This is a genomic window from bacterium SCSIO 12643, from assembly GCA_024398135.1.
Taxonomy (GTDB): Bacteria; Bacteroidota; Bacteroidia; order Flavobacteriales_G; family Salibacteraceae; genus CAJXZP01.
In genome coordinates, this window is the sequence record CP073750.1 from 3,216,928 (window position 1) to 3,234,310 (window position 17,383).

Here is a 17,383-nt window from a genome sequence, read left to right on the forward strand (position 1 = left end):
AGTTAAAGATTACGGCTTGAAATATATTGTGAAGAGAACAGGATATGTGCGGGAAAAACAACCCTGTGAAGAAGCATATCCGGATGTCCATTACGTTGTGGAACGCTTTCAAAGAGGGCAAGATGTAGAGACTACATATCAAATCACCAAAGAAGGGCAGATGGTCAAAAGGATTGCTGAGGAAGAAAGATGGACTATTGAATTGAATTCATTGGAAGATCTAATGCGTTTTATAGACAAGTATGGACAAGTGGTAATCAATACCGGGCTGGGCACTACAGAGTCACCGGTGATAGAAATATATGATGATTGGAGAGAGTGCTAATATTTCGAATCAGATATTGGTGTCATAAATCACAAAGCAAGATGAAATATCATTTTACTTTTGCAGCCAAATTTTGAAAATGACACCGGAAGAATTAAAAGAAAAAATAGCACAAACTCCAGGATTGGTTCTGTATTTTAAGAATGATATGTGTTCTCCCTGTATGGCTTTAAGACCTAAGGTGGAAGAGTTGGTGCAATTGCAATTTCCAAAAATGGAGTTTTTGATTGTGGATACCGTAGAACAACCGTTGTTGTCCAGTGCTTACAATGTGTATGCAAATCCTACAATTTTGGTGTTTTTTGAAGGTCGTGAATACATTCGTAAGAGTAAATACATCGGAACTTCAGAGTTAGAGCAAGAAATAGATAGATTATACCGAATGGTGTTTTAAATCTATTCCATCTTTGTTTTCGAAAGTATCATCTGCTTCAATTGCGGATTTAAGGTATCGTAATAGATGCGTGCATTTCGAGAGCTTTTGGTAAAACCGTAACCTTTAGTGAGATTTGAAATGGCTGCGGATGTATCCTGTCTTTCCAGTTGTACCTGTCCGATATAAAAGTAGACCGAAGAACTGTCTTTAGTGGCTATAAATTCCGCTTGCATAAGACTATCCGCTAAAGCATATTCTTTTCGTTCTTCATGAATTAATGCCATACCCATTCTAACGTTTTCACGGTCCGGTCTGATATCTACTACACGTTGATAGTATTTTAATGCAGAGTCGGTTTCCTGATTCAAATGATAACTCCATGCCATTCCATTATTTGCAAAAGCCGAATTAGGAGAATGGTAAACCGCATTAGTCCAAAACGCTTGTTTGTCTACAAAAGCTTTTTGAAACTGTAGGTTTTCGTATAAGAATAATCCGGCCAAACCAACTAAAAAAGCCACTTGAAGTTTTTGATCTTTAAATGACCACTGACGGTCAAATGGTCGAAGTAAAAATGCCATGCCTACCAATGGAATAAACAATCTATGGTAGTTGAGAAAATCAGATAACGTAGTCGGGAAGATGAATAAGAACATCCATAAGAACCCTAAAAAGACATTTTTAAAAGATGTGTTTAACATCTTCGGTAAAGCAAAGAATAAGATAAACCCGGGTACTGCCATTAAAATATATGGCCAGGTAATCTCCAGAAATACCTGTAAATTAAATGGAACGAATACGGTCCCGAAAAGAATGATGAGTTCTTTCCAACTTGTACTGATTTGAAATAAAGCACTCATGATTCCAAGTGGATCATCTGGCAGCGCATTTTTCCGCATCACTTGCCATAAAGTTAATGAGAGCAACCAACCAATTAAAATCGGATAGTGGGTTTTGATCCATTGGAATACCTCTAAAATAAGTGCCTTCCAAATGCTAAAACTGAGGAATTGTTCCCATTTCCATGGATTTTGATTCGGTGTTTTATCAGAGAAATACAGTGCGATTAAAATGGAAATAACCGGAATGACAATACTGGTTTCTTTGGTAAACATTCCCAAAGCAAAAAAGAAAACATGCAAAATACCCCATATAGAATTTGAGGTACGAATCCATAGTATAAAACACCAAATGGAACTGATCACAATGAGAAACAGGAGGATGTCTACACGTCCCGGAATCCATGCTACCGCAGGTGTCAATGCAGGGTGAATTAAAAAGAACAAGCTAAAGACAAATCGAAATTCAGCGCTAAAGTCAAATAATCCCAGAAAAAAATACAGTTGTACCATAGCAACTGCAAACATCAGGATATTGATGATAAAGAAAATTTGTGCCGTGGGTGTATCGCTATTGGCGATAAAAGCATCTGGCATATAACTCAGAATCTGAATAGGACGATAGTAGGAGCCCTGAGCGCCATTAAAAACATCTTCTGTAAAAGCGGTGTAAATGTGATTTAAATCTGTAAGATGATCCCAGTTTTCCTGAATCATCAAAAGATCATCTAATCCTGAAAAGCCATTATGAATAGAGGAGTAAAATAGGAAAAGTACTCCAACAACCAATAGTGCTGGATAAACAAAAGAAGCTTTGATTCTCGATGAAATCATGATGAAACGATAACGGAATTAGAAACGAATCACGGTAGAAGCGCCACTGGAAACTTTAAAATCTTTCCATTTCGTGTTTTCCGAATTATGATCGTTATGTGCACGATACATGACCATATAGTTTCCAGGTAATAGTTTGATGGTTTCGTTTTTTGCTTTTTGATTTAAGTCTACGACCCATTCAATTTTTCCGTTGCGTTTCACGAAAATAGCACCGTAACCTACATAATTTCGAATTAAAGTCACCTGACCCAGATTCGGAAGTTCAATTTTGGTATCGGTACTTTGATTGACTTCAACATCATACAAATACGTACGTGGTAAAGTCAAAATTTCCAAGTCATATTTTCCTACCAAATACTTCTGGGTAGAACCCACCGGTTGTGCATAGAGCGTTTCCATAGTTCCGGCTTTTCTCACAATCGCTATAGGTTGAATCTGCGTAGAACGTGTATTGATCTTTAATGTTAACGACCCTTGAGGGGCATCAACCGCTATGATGTTATGAATGGCAGGTTTGATCTGAACATCCTTTTTGATAATCTTAGGAACAGTGTAGACATACATATCATATTTCACAGATGGGTCAATGTATAACGTATCCGGATTCCCGCGAGTATTCATCGTATGCATATAACGATAATCGATGTCATTATAAATCGGATTAAAAAATAGCATGGGTACATTCGTTTCTGTAGGGCTTTCATATGAATCCAGTAAATTCACTTGCGCTGTGGTGGCATTTAAGGCTTGTGAAATCACAATATCCAATACATCGCCAAATACGGTTGGACTGGTCACATCAAAATAATTACCGACACATTTAAATTGTTTTTTAAAGTCATCCTTTAAACCTAAACCAATCACAAAAGGTTTAAGGATAATGTTATTTTTCTGTAAGGCTAGAGAAACCGCACAAGGATCACCATTACATTCTTCAATTCCATCAGTGATTAGAATAATGATATTCCGACAGTCTTTACAATATGGGAAATCGTCTTTACTACGCTCTAAAGAAAGCGCAATAGGAGTCGTTCCCTTGGGTCTGATTTGTGCCATTTTTGCTTTGATCTCATCAAAGTTGTTGTTTTTAAACGGAACTTCCAGTTTAGTATCATTACATTCCTGACCGGTCAAATAACTTTTATTGTGTCCGTAAACACGTAATGCCACTTGCAGGTTTTCAACATTACGTAAACTATCTAACGCGGTGTTCAAAAGGTTTTTGGCAGTCACATGCTTTGATTGGCCTTCCCATTTTCCATTCATGCTATTCGAGCCATCATAAATAAACAAAATCCGGGTCATGGTTTGTTTGGCTTTCTGCGCCATTACGATCTGAGCAGAAAACAATAGAATGAAGATCAATAGGTAACGAGGAAATGAAAATGTTCTACGCATATAAAAACGATTTGCAATCTAAGATTCAAAAATGATGCCTTTTAAAGGAATGACAATGCGAGTAGTGGAAAAATAATGGTTTGATATCTTTTTTGCGGAGTTTTCTTTCCTTTTTTGCTTGCACAAAAAACGAAACCAAAAAAGTGCACTCTTCTCAAGGCATTTTTAGCTTCATTTCATTTCGCTAAAACCGAAGTTTAATAACTAAAATGGCTCCAAGGCTTCGCCATTTCTTTACGTTATTAACTTCTATGCTGTAAGAAGAGGATTTTATTTTATACTGTTAGTCGACTGTCAAATACATTTAAAATCACAGATAATAATTACTTTTGCGCGCTCTAAATTAAAAGAACTATGGCGTTAAAATGTGGTATTGTAGGATTACCTAACGTAGGAAAATCAACTTTATTTAACTGTTTGTCAAATGCGAAAGCACAATCGGCAAACTTTCCATTTTGTACGATTGAACCTAATCTGGGGGTGATTACTGTTCCGGATGACCGTTTGAACAAATTGGAAGAATTGGTGAATCCGGAGCGTGTATTACCTACGACCATTGAGATCGTGGATATTGCGGGATTGGTAAAAGGAGCAAGTAAAGGTGAAGGATTAGGAAATCAATTCTTAGGAAATATCCGTGAAACAGATGCCATTATTCACGTATTGAGATGTTTTGAAGATGACAATATTGTACACGTGGATGGCCGAATTAATCCGGTAGAGGATAAGGAAATTATCGATGCTGAGTTGCAGTTAAAAGATATTGAGACTTTAGAGAAAGCTTCTGATAAAGTACGTAGAGCAGCTAAAACGGGTGACAAAACCGCCCAAAAACAAGCTGCATTTTACGAAAAGTTAATTGAGCATCTGAGTGCGGGTAAATCTGCACGTTCCGTAGAAGCATCTTCAGATGATGAAGAAAATGCTTTGAAGAGTTTACAATTGTTGACGAGTAAGCCTGTACTGTACGTATGTAACGTAGATGAGGCTTCTGTGGTAACTGGAAATAGTCACGTGGAAGCTGTTCGTGAAGCGGTTAAAGACGAAGATGCAGAGATTATTGTTTTAGGTGCTGCAATTGAAGCAGACATCATGGAATTGGATACTTATGATGAGCGCCAAATGTTTCTGGAAGAATTAGGTTTGGAAAAACCAGGTGTATCGCGTTTGATCCAATCCGCATATAAATTATTGAATCTGGAAACATATTTCACCGCAGGACCAAAAGAAGTACGTGCGTGGACGATCAATGAAGGTACCAAAGCGCCACAAGCGGCAGGTGTGATCCATACCGATTTCGAAAAAGGTTTTATTCGTGCAGAGGTGATTCATTATGAAGATTTCGTAAAATATGGTTCGGAATCCGGAGCACGTGAAGCAGGTAAACTATCTGTTGAAGGAAAAGATTATACCGTGGTTGATGGAGATGTGATGCACTTTAGATTTAACGTGTAATCAAAAAATATAAAAGTGAAAAGGGCTGTTATTTAACAGCCCTTTTTTTATATCCGAATGATTAATTTTAAGAAGTCTTTTTATTTCTTTTACATTGTGGTTTAAACCTTTTTAGGTTTTGAATGTCCGATAGGGACAAACATTACAATTTGATTCAATGATGATGAAAACAATACAGCTGTTTTTCTTTTTTCTAGTACTCTGTAATTGGGGATATGCCCAAAGTCGTCAGGACGGCAAACCAGATGGCAAGCGTAAAGGTAAACCAGAGATCAAAGCGGAAATATTAGGAAAGGTGATTGATGCGCAAAGCGGAGAAGCATTGGAATACACAAATGTAACGTTGTACTCTTCCAAGGATAGTTCACTGGTTACGGGCACGATCACTTCAAAAAACGGAGAATTTCATTTGGAAAATATAAAAGGAGGCCGTTATTACTTAATTGTAAATTTTATAGGATATCATAACCATGAGATTCCGAACCTTCATCTAAATCCAAACAATCTGTATGTAGACCTGGGGAAAATCCAATTGGAAATGAAGGCGGAAGTTCTGGATGCTTTTGAAGTCACATCTGAGAAAGAAGGCATAGAGTTTAAGATGGATAAAAAAGTGGTTAATGTAGATAAGTTTTATACGGCCACAAGTGGAACGACTGTAGATATCTTAGAAAACGTGCCGTCTATATCTGTAGATGCGGAAAGAAATGTAACCCTTAGAGGGAGCTCAGGTTTTACGGTTTTGGTGGATGGTAGACCTACGGTGATGGATGCAGCAGATGTATTGGAGCAATATCCTGCGAGTTCGGTAGAGAGCATTGAAATCATAACAAATCCATCAGCCAAATACGATCCTGAAGGAACCGCAGGAATCATAAACATTATTACCAAAAAACAGAAACAATTAGGCATAAGTGGAATCGCTAATGTGAATGTGGGAATGTATGACAATTACGGAGCCGATGCGTTGTTACAAGTTAAAAACAAAAAGCTGAGCTGGTATGTGGGGTTAGACTATAATAAAAGAGGAAGAGTAGGTCAACAGGAAACGTATAATGCCACATTTAACTCGGATACTATAAATATTGTGGGCGGAGATGGAGATTTTAAAGGGTATAGATCATCAGGAACGGTAAGGGCAGGTGCAGATATAAAATTGAGTAATAAGAACTTCTGGTTAATCGAAGGATCTGCCCAGTTTTCGGATAGAAAAAGGACAAATGATCTGGATTATATCGAGTCAACCAATGGGATTGTATTAGATCATTACAATAGTTTAAATGAAGGGAGTAGAGAAGCTACGAATTGGAATCTTAATTCGGATTACACGCATAAGTTTAAAGGAGAAGATAAAGTTTTTTCCTGGCAGGTATCCTGGAGTCGAAGCGAGGGAGATGAGTATAATCTGAATGAACTTTTTGATATAGAGGGAAATTATCTAAGAGAGGGGCAGAGAACAACAGAGGTGGGACCGAATATGAAAGGTCAGACACGTTTGAATTTTGAAAACAAAATACATGATTCATTAAAATATGAAATTGGTTATCAAGGAACATATGATGCCAGTAAAGATGCTTTTGGAACATTAAATTTCGATTCATTAAGTGGAGATTACGTGGAAGATGAAAGCTATAAGCGAAATTCCGAGTTTTATAGATTTATTCACGCTACATATGCCGTATTCTCTGGAAGTCGTGGAAATTGGGGTTATCAGTTTGGGCTTAGATCAGAATTTACCAATCGGAATGTGAAGATTATTGGTGATCCAACAGAGTACCCCATCAATAGGGTAGATTTATTCCCAACGGTACATTTTTCTTATAAACTGGATGATAAAGGGCAATTTATGGGGAGTTATACCAGAAGAATTCAACGACCGAGGCCCTGGTATTTAGAACCTTATGTTACTGCCCGGGATCAATGGAATTATAGAGGAGGTAACCCGAATCTGGCACCGGAATATATTGATGCGATCGAATTTGGCTATCAAAAAAGAGTAGATAAAATCTTTTTTTCTGCGGAGGTTTATTATCGCTATACTAAAGATAAAGTAGAACGTATTAATCAAGCATATACCGAAAAAGGGCCTGGAGTTACGATTCAAATTCCGGAAAATGTAGGATTTGATCAGGCACTTGGGCTGGAGTTTATGTTGAAGACTCCTGTGGCTAAATGGTGGGATTTAAATCTAATGGGTAATTTTTATGATTATCGTGTACAGGGGAGTTTCACGGATATTGTAAATAACACGACTTATAGCTTTGATAATAATAGTACGAATTATACCATAAGATTAAACCAAACTTTTAAGTTAAACTCAAGATTGAAATTTCAATTTAATAGTAGTTACAACAGTCCAACGGTATCCGCACAGGGTAAGCGGTCTGAATTCTTTGATTTTAGTTCAGCGTTAAGAGCAGATGTGATTGATAAAAAACTGTTTTTTAATCTTCAGGTTAGAAACATGTTTGCGACCGCAATTCGCGAACATGTAGATTATGGAGTCAATTTCGAGTCCAGAGGTAAATTAACAATGGCAGGACCGGTAGTGACTTTTACAGCCACATATAAGCTGAATAATTATAAAGCCCGGTCAAAAGGAGAACGTGGAAATTCTGGAAATGGGGAGTAAACGAATAGGAGATAAAGCAAAAAGGGCTGTTATTCAACAGCCCTTTTTTATTCCTTCTTCTTTGCTTTAGGAAGCCTTTTGGCATCTTTTAATGATTTATGAATCATCCATTCCAATTGCCCGTTGACACTTCGAAATTCATCATCCGCCCATTTTTCAACTTCCTTGAAAACATCGGGATGAATTCTTAAAACAAATGATTTCTTTTTACTCATACTATTAATGTAATGAACCTGTGTTGATCACCGGAGTGGCTTCTTTATCACCACACAGTACCACCATCAGATTACTGGCCATAGTAGCCTTTTTATCTTCATCAAACTCTACGATTTCATCATTTGAAAGTTTCGTTAAAGCATCTTCAACCATACCCACAGCACCTTCAACAATCTTTTTACGTGCAGAAACAATGGCCACAGCTTGTTGACGTTTTAACATGGAACTTGCGATTTCAGGAGCATAAGCCAAATAACCGATACGTGCTTCCATTACTTCAATTCCGGCTATCGCCAAACGCTCTGTGATCTCATGCTCCAATGCATCGTTCACTTCCTCCATTCCGGAGCGCAAAGTTATTGCAGTTCGCTCATCATCAAAATTATCATAGGGGTAAGATCCTGCTAATTTTCGTACTGCGGCATCTGTTTGAATACGTACAAAGTTTTCATACACATCTACTTCAAAAGCAGCTTTATAAGTATCGCTTACTTTCCAAACTAAAATCACATTGATGAGGATGGGGTTCCCGATTTTATCATTTACTTTAACACGTTCACTATCAAAATTTCGTGCACGTAATGATATTTTTTGCTTGGTATAAAACGGATTGGTAAAGAAAAAACCATTGTCTTTAACCGTTCCTTTATATGCTCCGAACAAAACCAGGACTCTGGAACCATTTGGATTGACAATAAAAAAACCGGGTAACAATCCGATAATAAATGGAGCAGGGATCAACATCATCGGGTTTCTAGTTGCAATTACTCCGGTAACAACAAGGATGAATGCTACAATAACTATGGTTAGCATTACATAACCATTGGCAGGCTTAACATATTTTTCTGATTTCATAATAATATCATTTTGATATCAAAAATAGATTTTAAAAGTTGGAAATAAAAATTTTATTTAATGATTTCATATACCAACGGTTGAGCTGAGTTAACGTCTATGTAAATGAGTATGCTTAATTTAGGGTTCTACTATATGATTTCAAACAATTCAAAAATCGTTATGTTAAAGTCTTGGCTGGTATTGCTTTGTATAGCTTTTGGTAGTTTAAGTTATGCGCAGGAATTGTTCTTAAAGCAATTGGATCACCGTACAACCGGAGATAACGTAGTGGTAAAACCAACTCCAGATGGTGGTTGGATAGTTGCTTCATTAGATAGTGTACAACTCAACAAGTTTGATGCATGTGGTCAAATAGAATGGTCTAAATATTACGACCTGGAAAATCATGTGTGTTGCGTGGGGAACCGATTGGTAGTCACTCAGAATAACAAGATCAAAATTCTAACACATGAAATCTCAAATGGGCTAAGGCAATTTAGAGTCACTTCATTAGACCTTCTGGGTAATGTAGAATGGAGTAAACTCTATTCTAAACCTAATTTGGATGTGTATCCATATGAACTCATGGAAAATCAGGAAGGTGATATTTTAGTGTATTATAATAGTTCTCCGGCAGGAGCGAGTTTGCCAAATAATTTAACCAAGATGGATGCGAGCGGGAATATTATTTGGTCCAATAGTTACTCCTTTGGAAATGTATGGGGAACAGCAATTGTCACACAGGACACCGGAACTCTATTTAGAACAGGAAAAACCGTTTTTAAATTAGATAAAAATGGAACTGTGGAATGGACTTCCAGATTGGTAAACCCTGGCTCATATTATTATTTGACTCCGATTGAAGTGAGCGATGGATACATTTTTAGTCAAAGTAAAACGGGGGCTACAGATATAGGGTTTTATAAATTCGATAAATTCGGAGTATTGATGTGGGGTGGGGTTTTATATACTGGAATTCCCGGAGTCCCCAATCCATTACGCAAAACGGCAAGTGACGGATTTGCAACTGTTTTTAATGCATTCGTTTCAGGACAGAATTATCCTGTTGTGATAGAGTTTGACAAAGATTTAAATGTGATCAAACAAAATGTATTGAAAGTACCTAATGCTGATTTGATTGTTACAGATTATGCCCAATTAAATTCTGGGAATAGATTAGCAACCGGATTTGTTACTTCAGCCAATGATCATATTTTTCATGCGAAGTTAGATGCTGATTTAGAGATGGGTTGTGATTCTACGATTAATTTTCAAACTACCTTGGAACCTGCAAACTATAATCAAAGTACACATCCAAATCTATCATTTGGTTTAAACTATACCGATCAAACGGTCTCTGTTTTGGATATGACGGTTTCTGATCTTTTGTTATGCGGATATCAACCGGTTAAAAATTTGGATTTAGGACCGGATACAACCATTTGTTTGACCACACCTTTAACGATCCAAAACACATCTTCGGATGTATTTAACAGTTATCTGTGGTCTACAGGTGCAACAACTCCTTCAATTGAAGTAACTGCATCTGATACATATTGGGTGGAAACAAGAAGTTCATGCGATACCAATGTGTATAGAGATACCATTGTTGTGGATGTGGTAGATTTTCCTACACCTAATTTGGTTTCGGATACTTCTTTATGCGGAACCAATGGAATTTTGTTGGATGCAACGATTCCAAACGGGACCTATTTATGGCAAAATGGAAGTACATCACCAACGTATTTTGCTACGGTATCAGGAGCATACCACGTGGATATTACCTATGAAAAATGTACCAGAAGATTTATTTCCAATGTATACGAATGTGAAGAGGTCTTGATCCCCAATATTTTTACTCCAAATAAAGATGGATACAATGATGCATTTGAAATTGTTTATGAAGGTATCCAACCCTATAAAATCAGTATTTACAATAGATGGGGTGTACTTCAATTTGAAAGTGAACAACGGATTTTCCATTGGGATGGAACAGTGAATGGAACCCCTGCTTCAGCCGGAGTATACTACTATATTTTAACCATCGGAGACAAAGTGTATAAAGGTGCTTTGCAATTGGCTATCTAGATTTTCATATAAATGTGAGAAATTTTAAAGGAAGATTAAACCTTTTTTACTTTTAGCTATCTTAGTAAATAATGTCGGATCTTCTGGAAAAACAAATTAAGGGCTGTATAGCTGAAAATGACTACGACCGTGCTTTTGCTTTGGTGATGTCAGGCTATAAAGAACGTTTATATTGGCATATCCGGAATATGGTTTTATCACATGCAGATACAGATGATATTTTACAAAACACCTATGTGAAAATCTGGAGGTATTTACCCAAATTCGAAGGACGTAGTCAGGTATTTAGTTGGGTGTATCGAATTGCAACCAATGAAACCATCAGTTTTATTGAAAAGAACAAACGTGTCAAGGCAGATAGTATAGACGATACTGCAGGAAGCGTAGCCAATCATTTGATGGCAGATCAGTATTTCGATGGTGATTTTGCCGAAGCCATGTTAAGAGAAGCAGTGAAAACACTGCCAGAGAAACAACAACTCGTGTTTAATATGAAGTATTTTCAGGATATGAAATATCAGGAAATATCGGAGGTATTGGAAACATCAGTTGGAGGTTTAAAAGCCTCATACCATCATGCAGTGAAAAAAATTGAGGAGTATATAAAATTGAAAACGAGCTGAGTTAAACCTTTTGCAAAGCATAAAGTCTAATGAGTATGCACACAAATAAAAATATAGATTTTGATTTTTTTGATGAGGGAAATGGTGCAAAAAAATCCGGGATGAAAATGCCGGACGGTTATTTGGATCATTTGGATATTGAAATACAATCTAAAATCAAATCGAAAAAAGAATCAAATAAAAAGATTCAACCGATTGGGAAGTTTACCCGTGTAATGAGTGTTATTGCTATTGCAGCATCATTACTTTGGGGTGGTTTATTTATGTACAATAATCAGACAGAAATTCCGCAAGCAGAAATAGCGGAGATGACTGTTGATGATGTAGCAGATTTTTATGAACTGGATGAATATGCGATGGCGGAAAGTTTAACGGATACGGAAATAGAAAATTTATATATAGATGATGAATATATTTCGGCTGATGAAGCATATGCTTATATATTAGACGAAAATTATTCGGAATATACTTTATTGGAAAACCTTTAAAAATACCACGATGAAATCTAAAATTGTTATAGGATTAATTGTCATGTTAACCACACTGGTACAGGTGAGTTGGGCTCAACCTCCCGGAGGCCCTCATGGTGAGAAGAAAGAAAAGATTATGGCGATGAAGGTAGAGTTTATTACCAGTAAACTGGATCTTACGGTTGAAGAAGCCCAAAAGTTTTGGCCGGTGTATAATGAATTCGTAGCTAAAATGGATGCACTAGAGCAGAAACGTAGGCAAATGAGGCGTCAGAATAGAGGAAAGGAATTGACTGATGCTGAGATCAATAAATTGATCGAATTTAATTTTGATATCGAGCAGGAAATCCTTGATTTAAAGCGGGAATACGACAAAAAGTTTAAGCAGGTAATTCCGGTTCAAAAAGTAGGAAAACTATATCAGGCCGAGCATGAATTTAAAAGAGAGATTCTAAAAAGACTGAAAAGAGGAGGACCTCCACCAAGATAAATTTTACAGACTTAAAATGAAGATAGGAGAGCAGATACATTTGCTTTCCTATTTTTGTTTTATGCCGAATTCAAAAGAGATATTTTATAAGCATTTAGCGCAAACAACTCCTTTCCCAATTGGGATTGAAGTGGAGTCTGCGCAAGGATCCTGGTTACATGGAGTGAATGGAGAAAAATGGTTAGATATGATTTCCGGAGTAGCGGTTTCCAATATCGGGCACAACCACCCCAGAGTAGTGGAAGCGGTGAAAAAACAGGTTGATCAGCATATGCATTTGATGGTATATGGGGAATATGTTCAGAAAGTGCAATCTGATTTAGGTTATGAATTATCTCAGATTTTACCAGAGCATTTAAGTACCAGTTATTTCGTAAACTCTGGAACAGAAGCCAATGAAGCTGCGCTAAAATTGGCGAAACGTGTGACCGGGAGAACACAATTAATCAGTTTTAAGCAATCCTATCATGGAAGTACGCATGGATCATTGAGTGTTACCGGAAATGAGAATAAAAAATATGCTTTTAGACCGTTTTTACCGGATGTAAAGTTTTTGGATTTTAATGTATTAGAAGATTTAAAAGAGATTTCAGATAAAACCGCAGCGGTAATCGTAGAAGTCATTCAGGGAGATGCCGGAGTAAGAGCAGCTTCACCAGAATTTATGGGCGAACTTAGGCGGGTTTGTGATCAAACTGGAACCCAGTTGATTTTTGATGAAATTCAAACGGGTATGGGACGTACCGGAAAAATGTTTGCATTTGAACATTATGGTGTCTATCCGGATATTCTGACACTAGCTAAAGGATTTGGAGGAGGAATGCCGATTGGGGTGATGATTTCAAGTTTTGACAAGATGAGGTTGTTGACCCACGATCCGATGTTAGGACATATTACCACATTTGGAGGACATCCGGTGAATTGTGCTGCTGCATTGGCTAATTTAAGAGTCATTCAGGACGAAATAGATTTTAATGAAGTCGAGCGTAAAGGGGCTTTGATCGAAAAAGGTTTACAACATACGGAAGTTAAAGAAATCAGACGAAAAGGAATGTTCTTTGCCGTAGATATGGATAGCTTTGAAAAGGTAAAAACCGTTGTGGATTATTGTTTGGAAAAAGGCGTATTGACCTTTTGGTTTTTATCGACCAGTTATGCTTTTAGGTTGTCGCCACCGTTAAACATTTCAGATAAGGATATCGTCTATGCATGTCAGGTCATTCAAGAAGGATTTGACCTGGCCGAAAAAGTCTAAAGAAATAAAGTCATGGATATAAATGTGATAGACCAATACTTTTTGAAGTTTGAAGAACCACATCGTTCGTGTTATTTATCCCTGCGTGAAATCATCTTAAGTTTTGATGAACGTATTACAGAGCATTGGAAATATTCAGTTCCGTTTTATTACTATAAAAAGAAGCCCTATTGCTATCTCTATCAGGATAAGAAAACCGGAGAACCTTATATAGGTATGGTCAGAGCCAATAACATGGTGCATCCCAGTTTATATCAGGGAAACAGAAAAAAGATGAAAATCATGCGAATCGATCCTGAAAAGGACATTCCTATAGATGATTTACATGAAATTCTGGATGCACTTAGACAGTTGTATTAGTTAGTTACCTGTACGGTAAGAAAGATGGCAAATTGAAGATCTTCCTCAAACTTAATATCCGGAAAATCTTCTTTTAATGCATCACCGGAAAATTTACCTGTGATTTGAATCATCACAGAAAAATCCTGAATCCCACGAATTTTAGAAATTTTAAAGTCTACAGGAATCAGATTTTCTTCATCGCCAACAGCCACATTAATCTCATCTGTAAATTCTTCTACGGGAATAGTGGTTTTGATGCGTTCATCTAACCATGCATATTCATTCCAGAATTGAATGGTAATATCTGCACGTTCGTTATCATCTAAAGTAGCAGGTGTGTGGTCCACAATTCTTGCATCTTGATTGTTATATTCTACACTGAGTTGCCCCAGTTCACCATTGATCAATACTTTGTTGTTTAGATTTTCAATGATTAAAGTATCATGGTTAATGATCCCGGAAATCAGAACTCTATTGGATAAATTGACATAACTACTTTGCGCGTATAATCCGAAAGCACAGACTTGTAAGAAAAGAAATAGTATGAGTGTTTTTTTCATAGATAGTAATTAATAGAATGAATCCGTAGACAGTAAAACCAATGTACAAGCTTCTTCATATTGAATTCCGACTTTCTCCAGTTGACTATAAAACGCAGGATTTTCTGTTCCGGGGTTAAAGATAACCTTTTGCGGTTGAAGTTGAATAATGTAATCGTAAAACTCAGGTTGACGATGCGGACCGATATAGAGGGTAACAATCTTTAAATTCTCAATCTGATCGGGCCAATCTGTAACGATGGGCTGATCTCCAACTATACCAGATCTAAATCCTAGCGGAATAACCGGATATTGGTGTTTCTGTAACCGTGTAGTCGCAATATATGCGTAACGATTTTGATTTGGAGTGAGCCCAATTACTGCGGTATTCCAGTTGACTTTCATTTGAGTTCTGCTATTTTATCCGAAAATACAATTTTTGGTTCTTGATCTTCCGGAACTACCGAAGCTCTTTTTAATCCACGAATAATACCCGCTGTTTTACCAAATTCTCTTTTAAAATGTTTGATCCACTTCGGAAGATAGACCTCGTTTTTATCAACGTTATAATATACCCGAGCTTTTAAAAACAGCATCGCAATTTCATTCAGTTGATCATCAATATTTTCAGGTTCATAATAAGTCACTGCATCCGCAATTTTTTGATTTCCTTCGATGGCCAACAGAATACGACCATCCGGATAATTTACACGGAGTGCTTTTTCCCATTTCGGACTGATGATACGTTTACCCCTTGTAATGGTAGATTTAGAGTGGAGTAAAATACGATAGAGGATATCATTTAAACTAAATACACGATTGGCTACAGTAATCGTTTTTTTACGCTTACATGGTTTATCACATTCTCCGTATTCTGAAAGTAACTTTTGGCTATAAGCAATGTACACATTAATCCAAAAAGCCTGTTTCTTTTGATCAGTATTGAGCTCTTCCGTTAATTTTTGAAAAGGAATATTGGCCAATTCTTTTTCAAAGTCCGTGATAGATTGATTCATTTTTATGCTGGTCAACATATCCTGCGAAAGCGATATTGCATTTTGAGCATAAACAGAAACGGAAACTAAAAGGACTAAAGTTAGTGTAGCTATAATGTGGCGAATGCTTTTCATGTGTTTTAAGATTAAATTATGGAAGAAGAATGATGAACTGTTCGTTTACCATTTAGAATGACCTGTTCAATTGGATTTACTCCAAAATAATATGGTAGATAAGCAATAGAACTCATCGGTTGTGTAATCATGATATTGGCTTTTTTACCTTTGGAAATGCTTCCCATAGAATCACTGATTCCCATTGCATAAGCACCATTAATGGTAGCTGCGTTTATGGATTCTTGTGGAGTCATTTTCATTTTGATACAAGCGGTTGAAACCACAAAGTTCATATTGCCAGATGGAGTAGAGCCCGGATTAAAATCCGTAGCCAAGGCAACAGGTAAACCTCTATTGATCATTTCTCGTGCTGGTCCGTAAGGAATACTTAAGAAATAAGAACAAGATGGAAGTAGCGTAGGGATGGTATGACTATTTTCTAAAAAAGAGTAATCATTTTCATCCATAACCTCCAGATGATCTACAGATAAAGCATCAAAATTTACACTCGCTTCAATTCCGCCAATGGCGTTGAATTGATTAACATGTGTCTTTGGAATCAAACCATGTTTTTTACCAGCTTCTAAAACTCTATTCGTATGTTCAACAGAGAAATAGCCTTGTTCGCAGAAGATATCAATATATTCTGCCAGGTTTTCTTTGGCTACGCGTGGAATCATTTCATTGACGATTAAGTCAATATACCCATTATGATCATTCTTATAAGCTTCCGGGAAAGCATGTGCGCCAAGGAAAGTCGATTTAATGGTGATCGGATGATTTTGCTTTAATCGTCCAATAACCTTCAGCATTTTAATTTCTGCATCTACAGATAGACCATAACCACTTTTAATTTCAACGGCTCCGGTACCCATAGACATAATCTCATTGAGTCTGAAATAAGCAGCTTCATAAAGTTCATCTTCACTGGCGTTGGCCAATCGTTTAGCAGAATTTAAAATTCCACCACCACGTTTGGCGATTTCTTCATAGGAAAGTCCATTGATTCGATCTTCAAATTCTTGAGAACGATCTCCCGCATACACCAAATGCGTATGTGAATCACACCAGGTCGGTAAAACAAACCTTCCTTTTGCATTAATGGTTTGGTCAAAATCTCCGGAAGGACAGTCTTCCATCTTTCCATAATCCAGAATCTCCTCATTTTCGATAATCAAAAATGCATTGTCAATGGCAGGAAGTGTTTTCATGTCCTCTCCCTTCTTGATCAATTGATTATTTTCATTGATTTGTAAAAGAGATTTGATATTTGATATTAAGATTTTACTCATTTTGATCTGTAGATTTAAAGAATAAATGATAGGTGTGAAGCAAAATAATTCCGGTATTAAATACGACTATGGGATAAGCTGTTTCCAACATAATTCCATAGGTAACAAATACTGCGGCACCCACCATATTAACCAGACGCAACTTTTTTACGTTTGAAAAAGAAAAGGAAAAAAACACAATAGCTGAAGCTAAATATCCAATCCAATCTGTTAAGGTAATATCAAACATAAACTCGCGAATTATATCGTTTTTTTGA

The 17,383-nt window shown here is 36.8% G+C and carries 19 protein-coding genes; 10 read left to right on the forward strand and 9 right to left on the reverse strand.

The genetic code is table 11. From position 1 onward, the window contains the following. Nucleotides 1-16 precede the first annotated feature (16 nt). A complete protein-coding gene (locus KFE94_14160; GenBank protein UTW65788.1) occupies nucleotides 17-325 on the forward strand; it encodes a hypothetical protein in 309 nt (102 codons plus the stop codon). Between the two features lie 79 nt (nucleotides 326-404). Next, the gene (locus KFE94_14165) at nucleotides 405-719 is read left to right on the forward strand and encodes a thioredoxin family protein (protein UTW65789.1); all 315 of its coding nucleotides are present in this window, start codon (nucleotides 405-407) and stop codon (nucleotides 717-719) included. A 2-nt stretch (nucleotides 720-721) separates the two neighbouring features. Here the strand turns inward: KFE94_14165 and KFE94_14170 are convergent, their stop codons facing one another. Continuing rightward, nucleotides 722-2,374, reverse strand: coding sequence for a tetratricopeptide repeat protein (locus KFE94_14170; protein ID UTW65790.1), 1,653 nt, complete (start codon nucleotides 2,372-2,374; stop codon nucleotides 722-724). Nucleotides 2,375-2,392: 18 nt separating this feature from the next. Next, a complete protein-coding gene (locus KFE94_14175; GenBank protein ID UTW65791.1) occupies nucleotides 2,393-3,775 on the reverse strand; it encodes a VWA domain-containing protein in 1,383 nt (460 codons plus the stop codon). Nucleotides 3,776-4,129: 354 nt separating this feature from the next. On the opposite strand from KFE94_14175, the gene ychF reads away from it, so the two are divergent. Beyond that, nucleotides 4,130-5,230 (forward strand): redox-regulated ATPase YchF, encoded by a 1,101-nt coding sequence (gene ychF, locus KFE94_14180; GenBank protein ID UTW65792.1) that lies wholly within the window; start codon nucleotides 4,130-4,132, stop codon nucleotides 5,228-5,230. Nucleotides 5,231-5,393: 163 nt separating this feature from the next. Further along, on the forward strand, nucleotides 5,394-7,862 hold the full coding sequence (locus KFE94_14185) for a TonB-dependent receptor (GenBank protein ID UTW65793.1): 2,469 nt from the start codon (nucleotides 5,394-5,396) through the stop codon (nucleotides 7,860-7,862). Between the two features lie 47 nt (nucleotides 7,863-7,909). On the opposite strand, the gene KFE94_14190 is transcribed toward KFE94_14185, so the two are convergent. Further along, on the reverse strand, nucleotides 7,910-8,077 hold the full coding sequence (locus KFE94_14190) for an Arc family DNA binding domain-containing protein (protein UTW65794.1): 168 nt from the start codon (nucleotides 8,075-8,077) through the stop codon (nucleotides 7,910-7,912). 4 nt (nucleotides 8,078-8,081) lie between these two features. Next, nucleotides 8,082-8,933, reverse strand: a complete 852-nt coding sequence (locus tag KFE94_14195) for an SPFH domain-containing protein (GenBank protein ID UTW65795.1) — start codon at nucleotides 8,931-8,933, stop codon at nucleotides 8,082-8,084. A gap of 162 nt (nucleotides 8,934-9,095) precedes the next feature. Here KFE94_14195 and KFE94_14200 point away from each other — a divergent pair, with 162 nt between their 5' ends. The 6 genes from KFE94_14200 (at nucleotide 9,096) to KFE94_14225 (ending at nucleotide 14,201) form a co-directional block, all read left to right on the forward strand. After that, nucleotides 9,096-11,003, forward strand: a complete 1,908-nt coding sequence (locus KFE94_14200; GenBank protein ID UTW65796.1) for a gliding motility-associated C-terminal domain-containing protein — start codon at nucleotides 9,096-9,098, stop codon at nucleotides 11,001-11,003. Between the two features lie 71 nt (nucleotides 11,004-11,074). Continuing rightward, complete coding sequence (locus tag KFE94_14205) at nucleotides 11,075-11,626, forward strand: RNA polymerase sigma factor (protein UTW65797.1); 552 nt, start codon at nucleotides 11,075-11,077, stop codon at nucleotides 11,624-11,626. Between the two features lie 35 nt (nucleotides 11,627-11,661). Continuing rightward, the gene (locus tag KFE94_14210) at nucleotides 11,662-12,114 is read left to right on the forward strand and encodes a hypothetical protein (protein UTW65798.1); all 453 of its coding nucleotides are present in this window, start codon (nucleotides 11,662-11,664) and stop codon (nucleotides 12,112-12,114) included. Nucleotides 12,115-12,124: 10 nt separating this feature from the next. After that, the gene (locus KFE94_14215) at nucleotides 12,125-12,586 is read left to right on the forward strand and encodes a hypothetical protein (protein UTW65799.1); all 462 of its coding nucleotides are present in this window, start codon (nucleotides 12,125-12,127) and stop codon (nucleotides 12,584-12,586) included. 61 nt (nucleotides 12,587-12,647) lie between these two features. Next, a complete protein-coding gene (locus tag KFE94_14220; GenBank protein ID UTW65800.1) occupies nucleotides 12,648-13,841 on the forward strand; it encodes an aspartate aminotransferase family protein in 1,194 nt (397 codons plus the stop codon). Nucleotides 13,842-13,853: 12 nt separating this feature from the next. Next, on the forward strand, nucleotides 13,854-14,201 hold the full coding sequence (locus KFE94_14225) for a DUF1801 domain-containing protein (GenBank protein UTW65801.1): 348 nt from the start codon (nucleotides 13,854-13,856) through the stop codon (nucleotides 14,199-14,201). Here the strand turns inward: KFE94_14225 and KFE94_14230 are convergent. From KFE94_14230 to KFE94_14250, 5 genes are read right to left on the reverse strand one after another with little or no spacing between them, the layout of a single operon-like run. Continuing rightward, nucleotides 14,198-14,743: a hypothetical protein gene (locus KFE94_14230; protein UTW65802.1), complete on the reverse strand. Its 546-nt coding sequence runs from the start codon at nucleotides 14,741-14,743 to the stop codon at nucleotides 14,198-14,200. The genes KFE94_14225 and KFE94_14230 overlap by 4 nt on opposite strands. A 9-nt stretch (nucleotides 14,744-14,752) precedes the next feature. Beyond that, the gene (locus tag KFE94_14235) at nucleotides 14,753-15,127 is read right to left on the reverse strand and encodes a CoA-binding protein (protein UTW65803.1); all 375 of its coding nucleotides are present in this window, start codon (nucleotides 15,125-15,127) and stop codon (nucleotides 14,753-14,755) included. Continuing rightward, nucleotides 15,124-15,852 (reverse strand): DUF547 domain-containing protein, encoded by a 729-nt coding sequence (locus tag KFE94_14240; protein UTW65804.1) that lies wholly within the window; start codon nucleotides 15,850-15,852, stop codon nucleotides 15,124-15,126. Before KFE94_14240 ends, KFE94_14235 begins: the two co-directional genes overlap by 4 nt. Before the next feature lie 11 nt (nucleotides 15,853-15,863). Continuing rightward, on the reverse strand, nucleotides 15,864-17,126 hold the full coding sequence (gene hutI / locus KFE94_14245; protein UTW65805.1) for an imidazolonepropionase: 1,263 nt from the start codon (nucleotides 17,124-17,126) through the stop codon (nucleotides 15,864-15,866). Then, the gene (locus KFE94_14250; GenBank protein UTW65806.1) at nucleotides 17,119-17,355 is read right to left on the reverse strand and encodes a uroporphyrinogen decarboxylase; all 237 of its coding nucleotides are present in this window, start codon (nucleotides 17,353-17,355) and stop codon (nucleotides 17,119-17,121) included. Before KFE94_14250 ends, hutI begins: the two co-directional genes overlap by 8 nt. Between the last annotated feature and the right edge of the window lie 28 nt (nucleotides 17,356-17,383).

What these genes read in the sequence shown, in the direction of transcription:
- KFE94_14165 (UTW65789.1), top strand. Translation starts at nt 405, where the DNA reads ATGACACCGGAAGAATTAAAAGAAAAAATAGCACAAACTCCAGGATTG.
- KFE94_14170 (UTW65790.1), bottom strand. Translation starts at nt 2,374, where the DNA reads ATGATTTCATCGAGAATCAAAGCTTCTTTTGTTTATCCAGCACTATTG.
- KFE94_14175 (UTW65791.1), bottom strand. Translation starts at nt 3,775, where the DNA reads ATGCGTAGAACATTTTCATTTCCTCGTTACCTATTGATCTTCATTCTA.
- ychF (UTW65792.1), top strand. Translation starts at nt 4,130, where the DNA reads ATGGCGTTAAAATGTGGTATTGTAGGATTACCTAACGTAGGAAAATCA.
- KFE94_14185 (UTW65793.1), top strand. Translation starts at nt 5,394, where the DNA reads ATGAAAACAATACAGCTGTTTTTCTTTTTTCTAGTACTCTGTAATTGG.
- KFE94_14190 (UTW65794.1), bottom strand. Translation starts at nt 8,077, where the DNA reads ATGAGTAAAAAGAAATCATTTGTTTTAAGAATTCATCCCGATGTTTTC.
- KFE94_14195 (UTW65795.1), bottom strand. Translation starts at nt 8,933, where the DNA reads ATGAAATCAGAAAAATATGTTAAGCCTGCCAATGGTTATGTAATGCTA.
- KFE94_14200 (UTW65796.1), top strand. Translation starts at nt 9,096, where the DNA reads ATGTTAAAGTCTTGGCTGGTATTGCTTTGTATAGCTTTTGGTAGTTTA.
- KFE94_14205 (UTW65797.1), top strand. Translation starts at nt 11,075, where the DNA reads ATGTCGGATCTTCTGGAAAAACAAATTAAGGGCTGTATAGCTGAAAAT.
- KFE94_14210 (UTW65798.1), top strand. Translation starts at nt 11,662, where the DNA reads ATGCACACAAATAAAAATATAGATTTTGATTTTTTTGATGAGGGAAAT.
- KFE94_14215 (UTW65799.1), top strand. Translation starts at nt 12,125, where the DNA reads ATGAAATCTAAAATTGTTATAGGATTAATTGTCATGTTAACCACACTG.
- KFE94_14220 (UTW65800.1), top strand. Translation starts at nt 12,648, where the DNA reads ATGCCGAATTCAAAAGAGATATTTTATAAGCATTTAGCGCAAACAACT.
- KFE94_14225 (UTW65801.1), top strand. Translation starts at nt 13,854, where the DNA reads ATGGATATAAATGTGATAGACCAATACTTTTTGAAGTTTGAAGAACCA.
- KFE94_14230 (UTW65802.1), bottom strand. Translation starts at nt 14,743, where the DNA reads ATGAAAAAAACACTCATACTATTTCTTTTCTTACAAGTCTGTGCTTTC.
- KFE94_14235 (UTW65803.1), bottom strand. Translation starts at nt 15,127, where the DNA reads ATGAAAGTCAACTGGAATACCGCAGTAATTGGGCTCACTCCAAATCAA.
- KFE94_14240 (UTW65804.1), bottom strand. Translation starts at nt 15,852, where the DNA reads ATGAAAAGCATTCGCCACATTATAGCTACACTAACTTTAGTCCTTTTA.
- hutI (UTW65805.1), bottom strand. Translation starts at nt 17,126, where the DNA reads ATGAGTAAAATCTTAATATCAAATATCAAATCTCTTTTACAAATCAAT.
- KFE94_14250 (UTW65806.1), bottom strand. Translation starts at nt 17,355, where the DNA reads ATGTTTGATATTACCTTAACAGATTGGATTGGATATTTAGCTTCAGCT.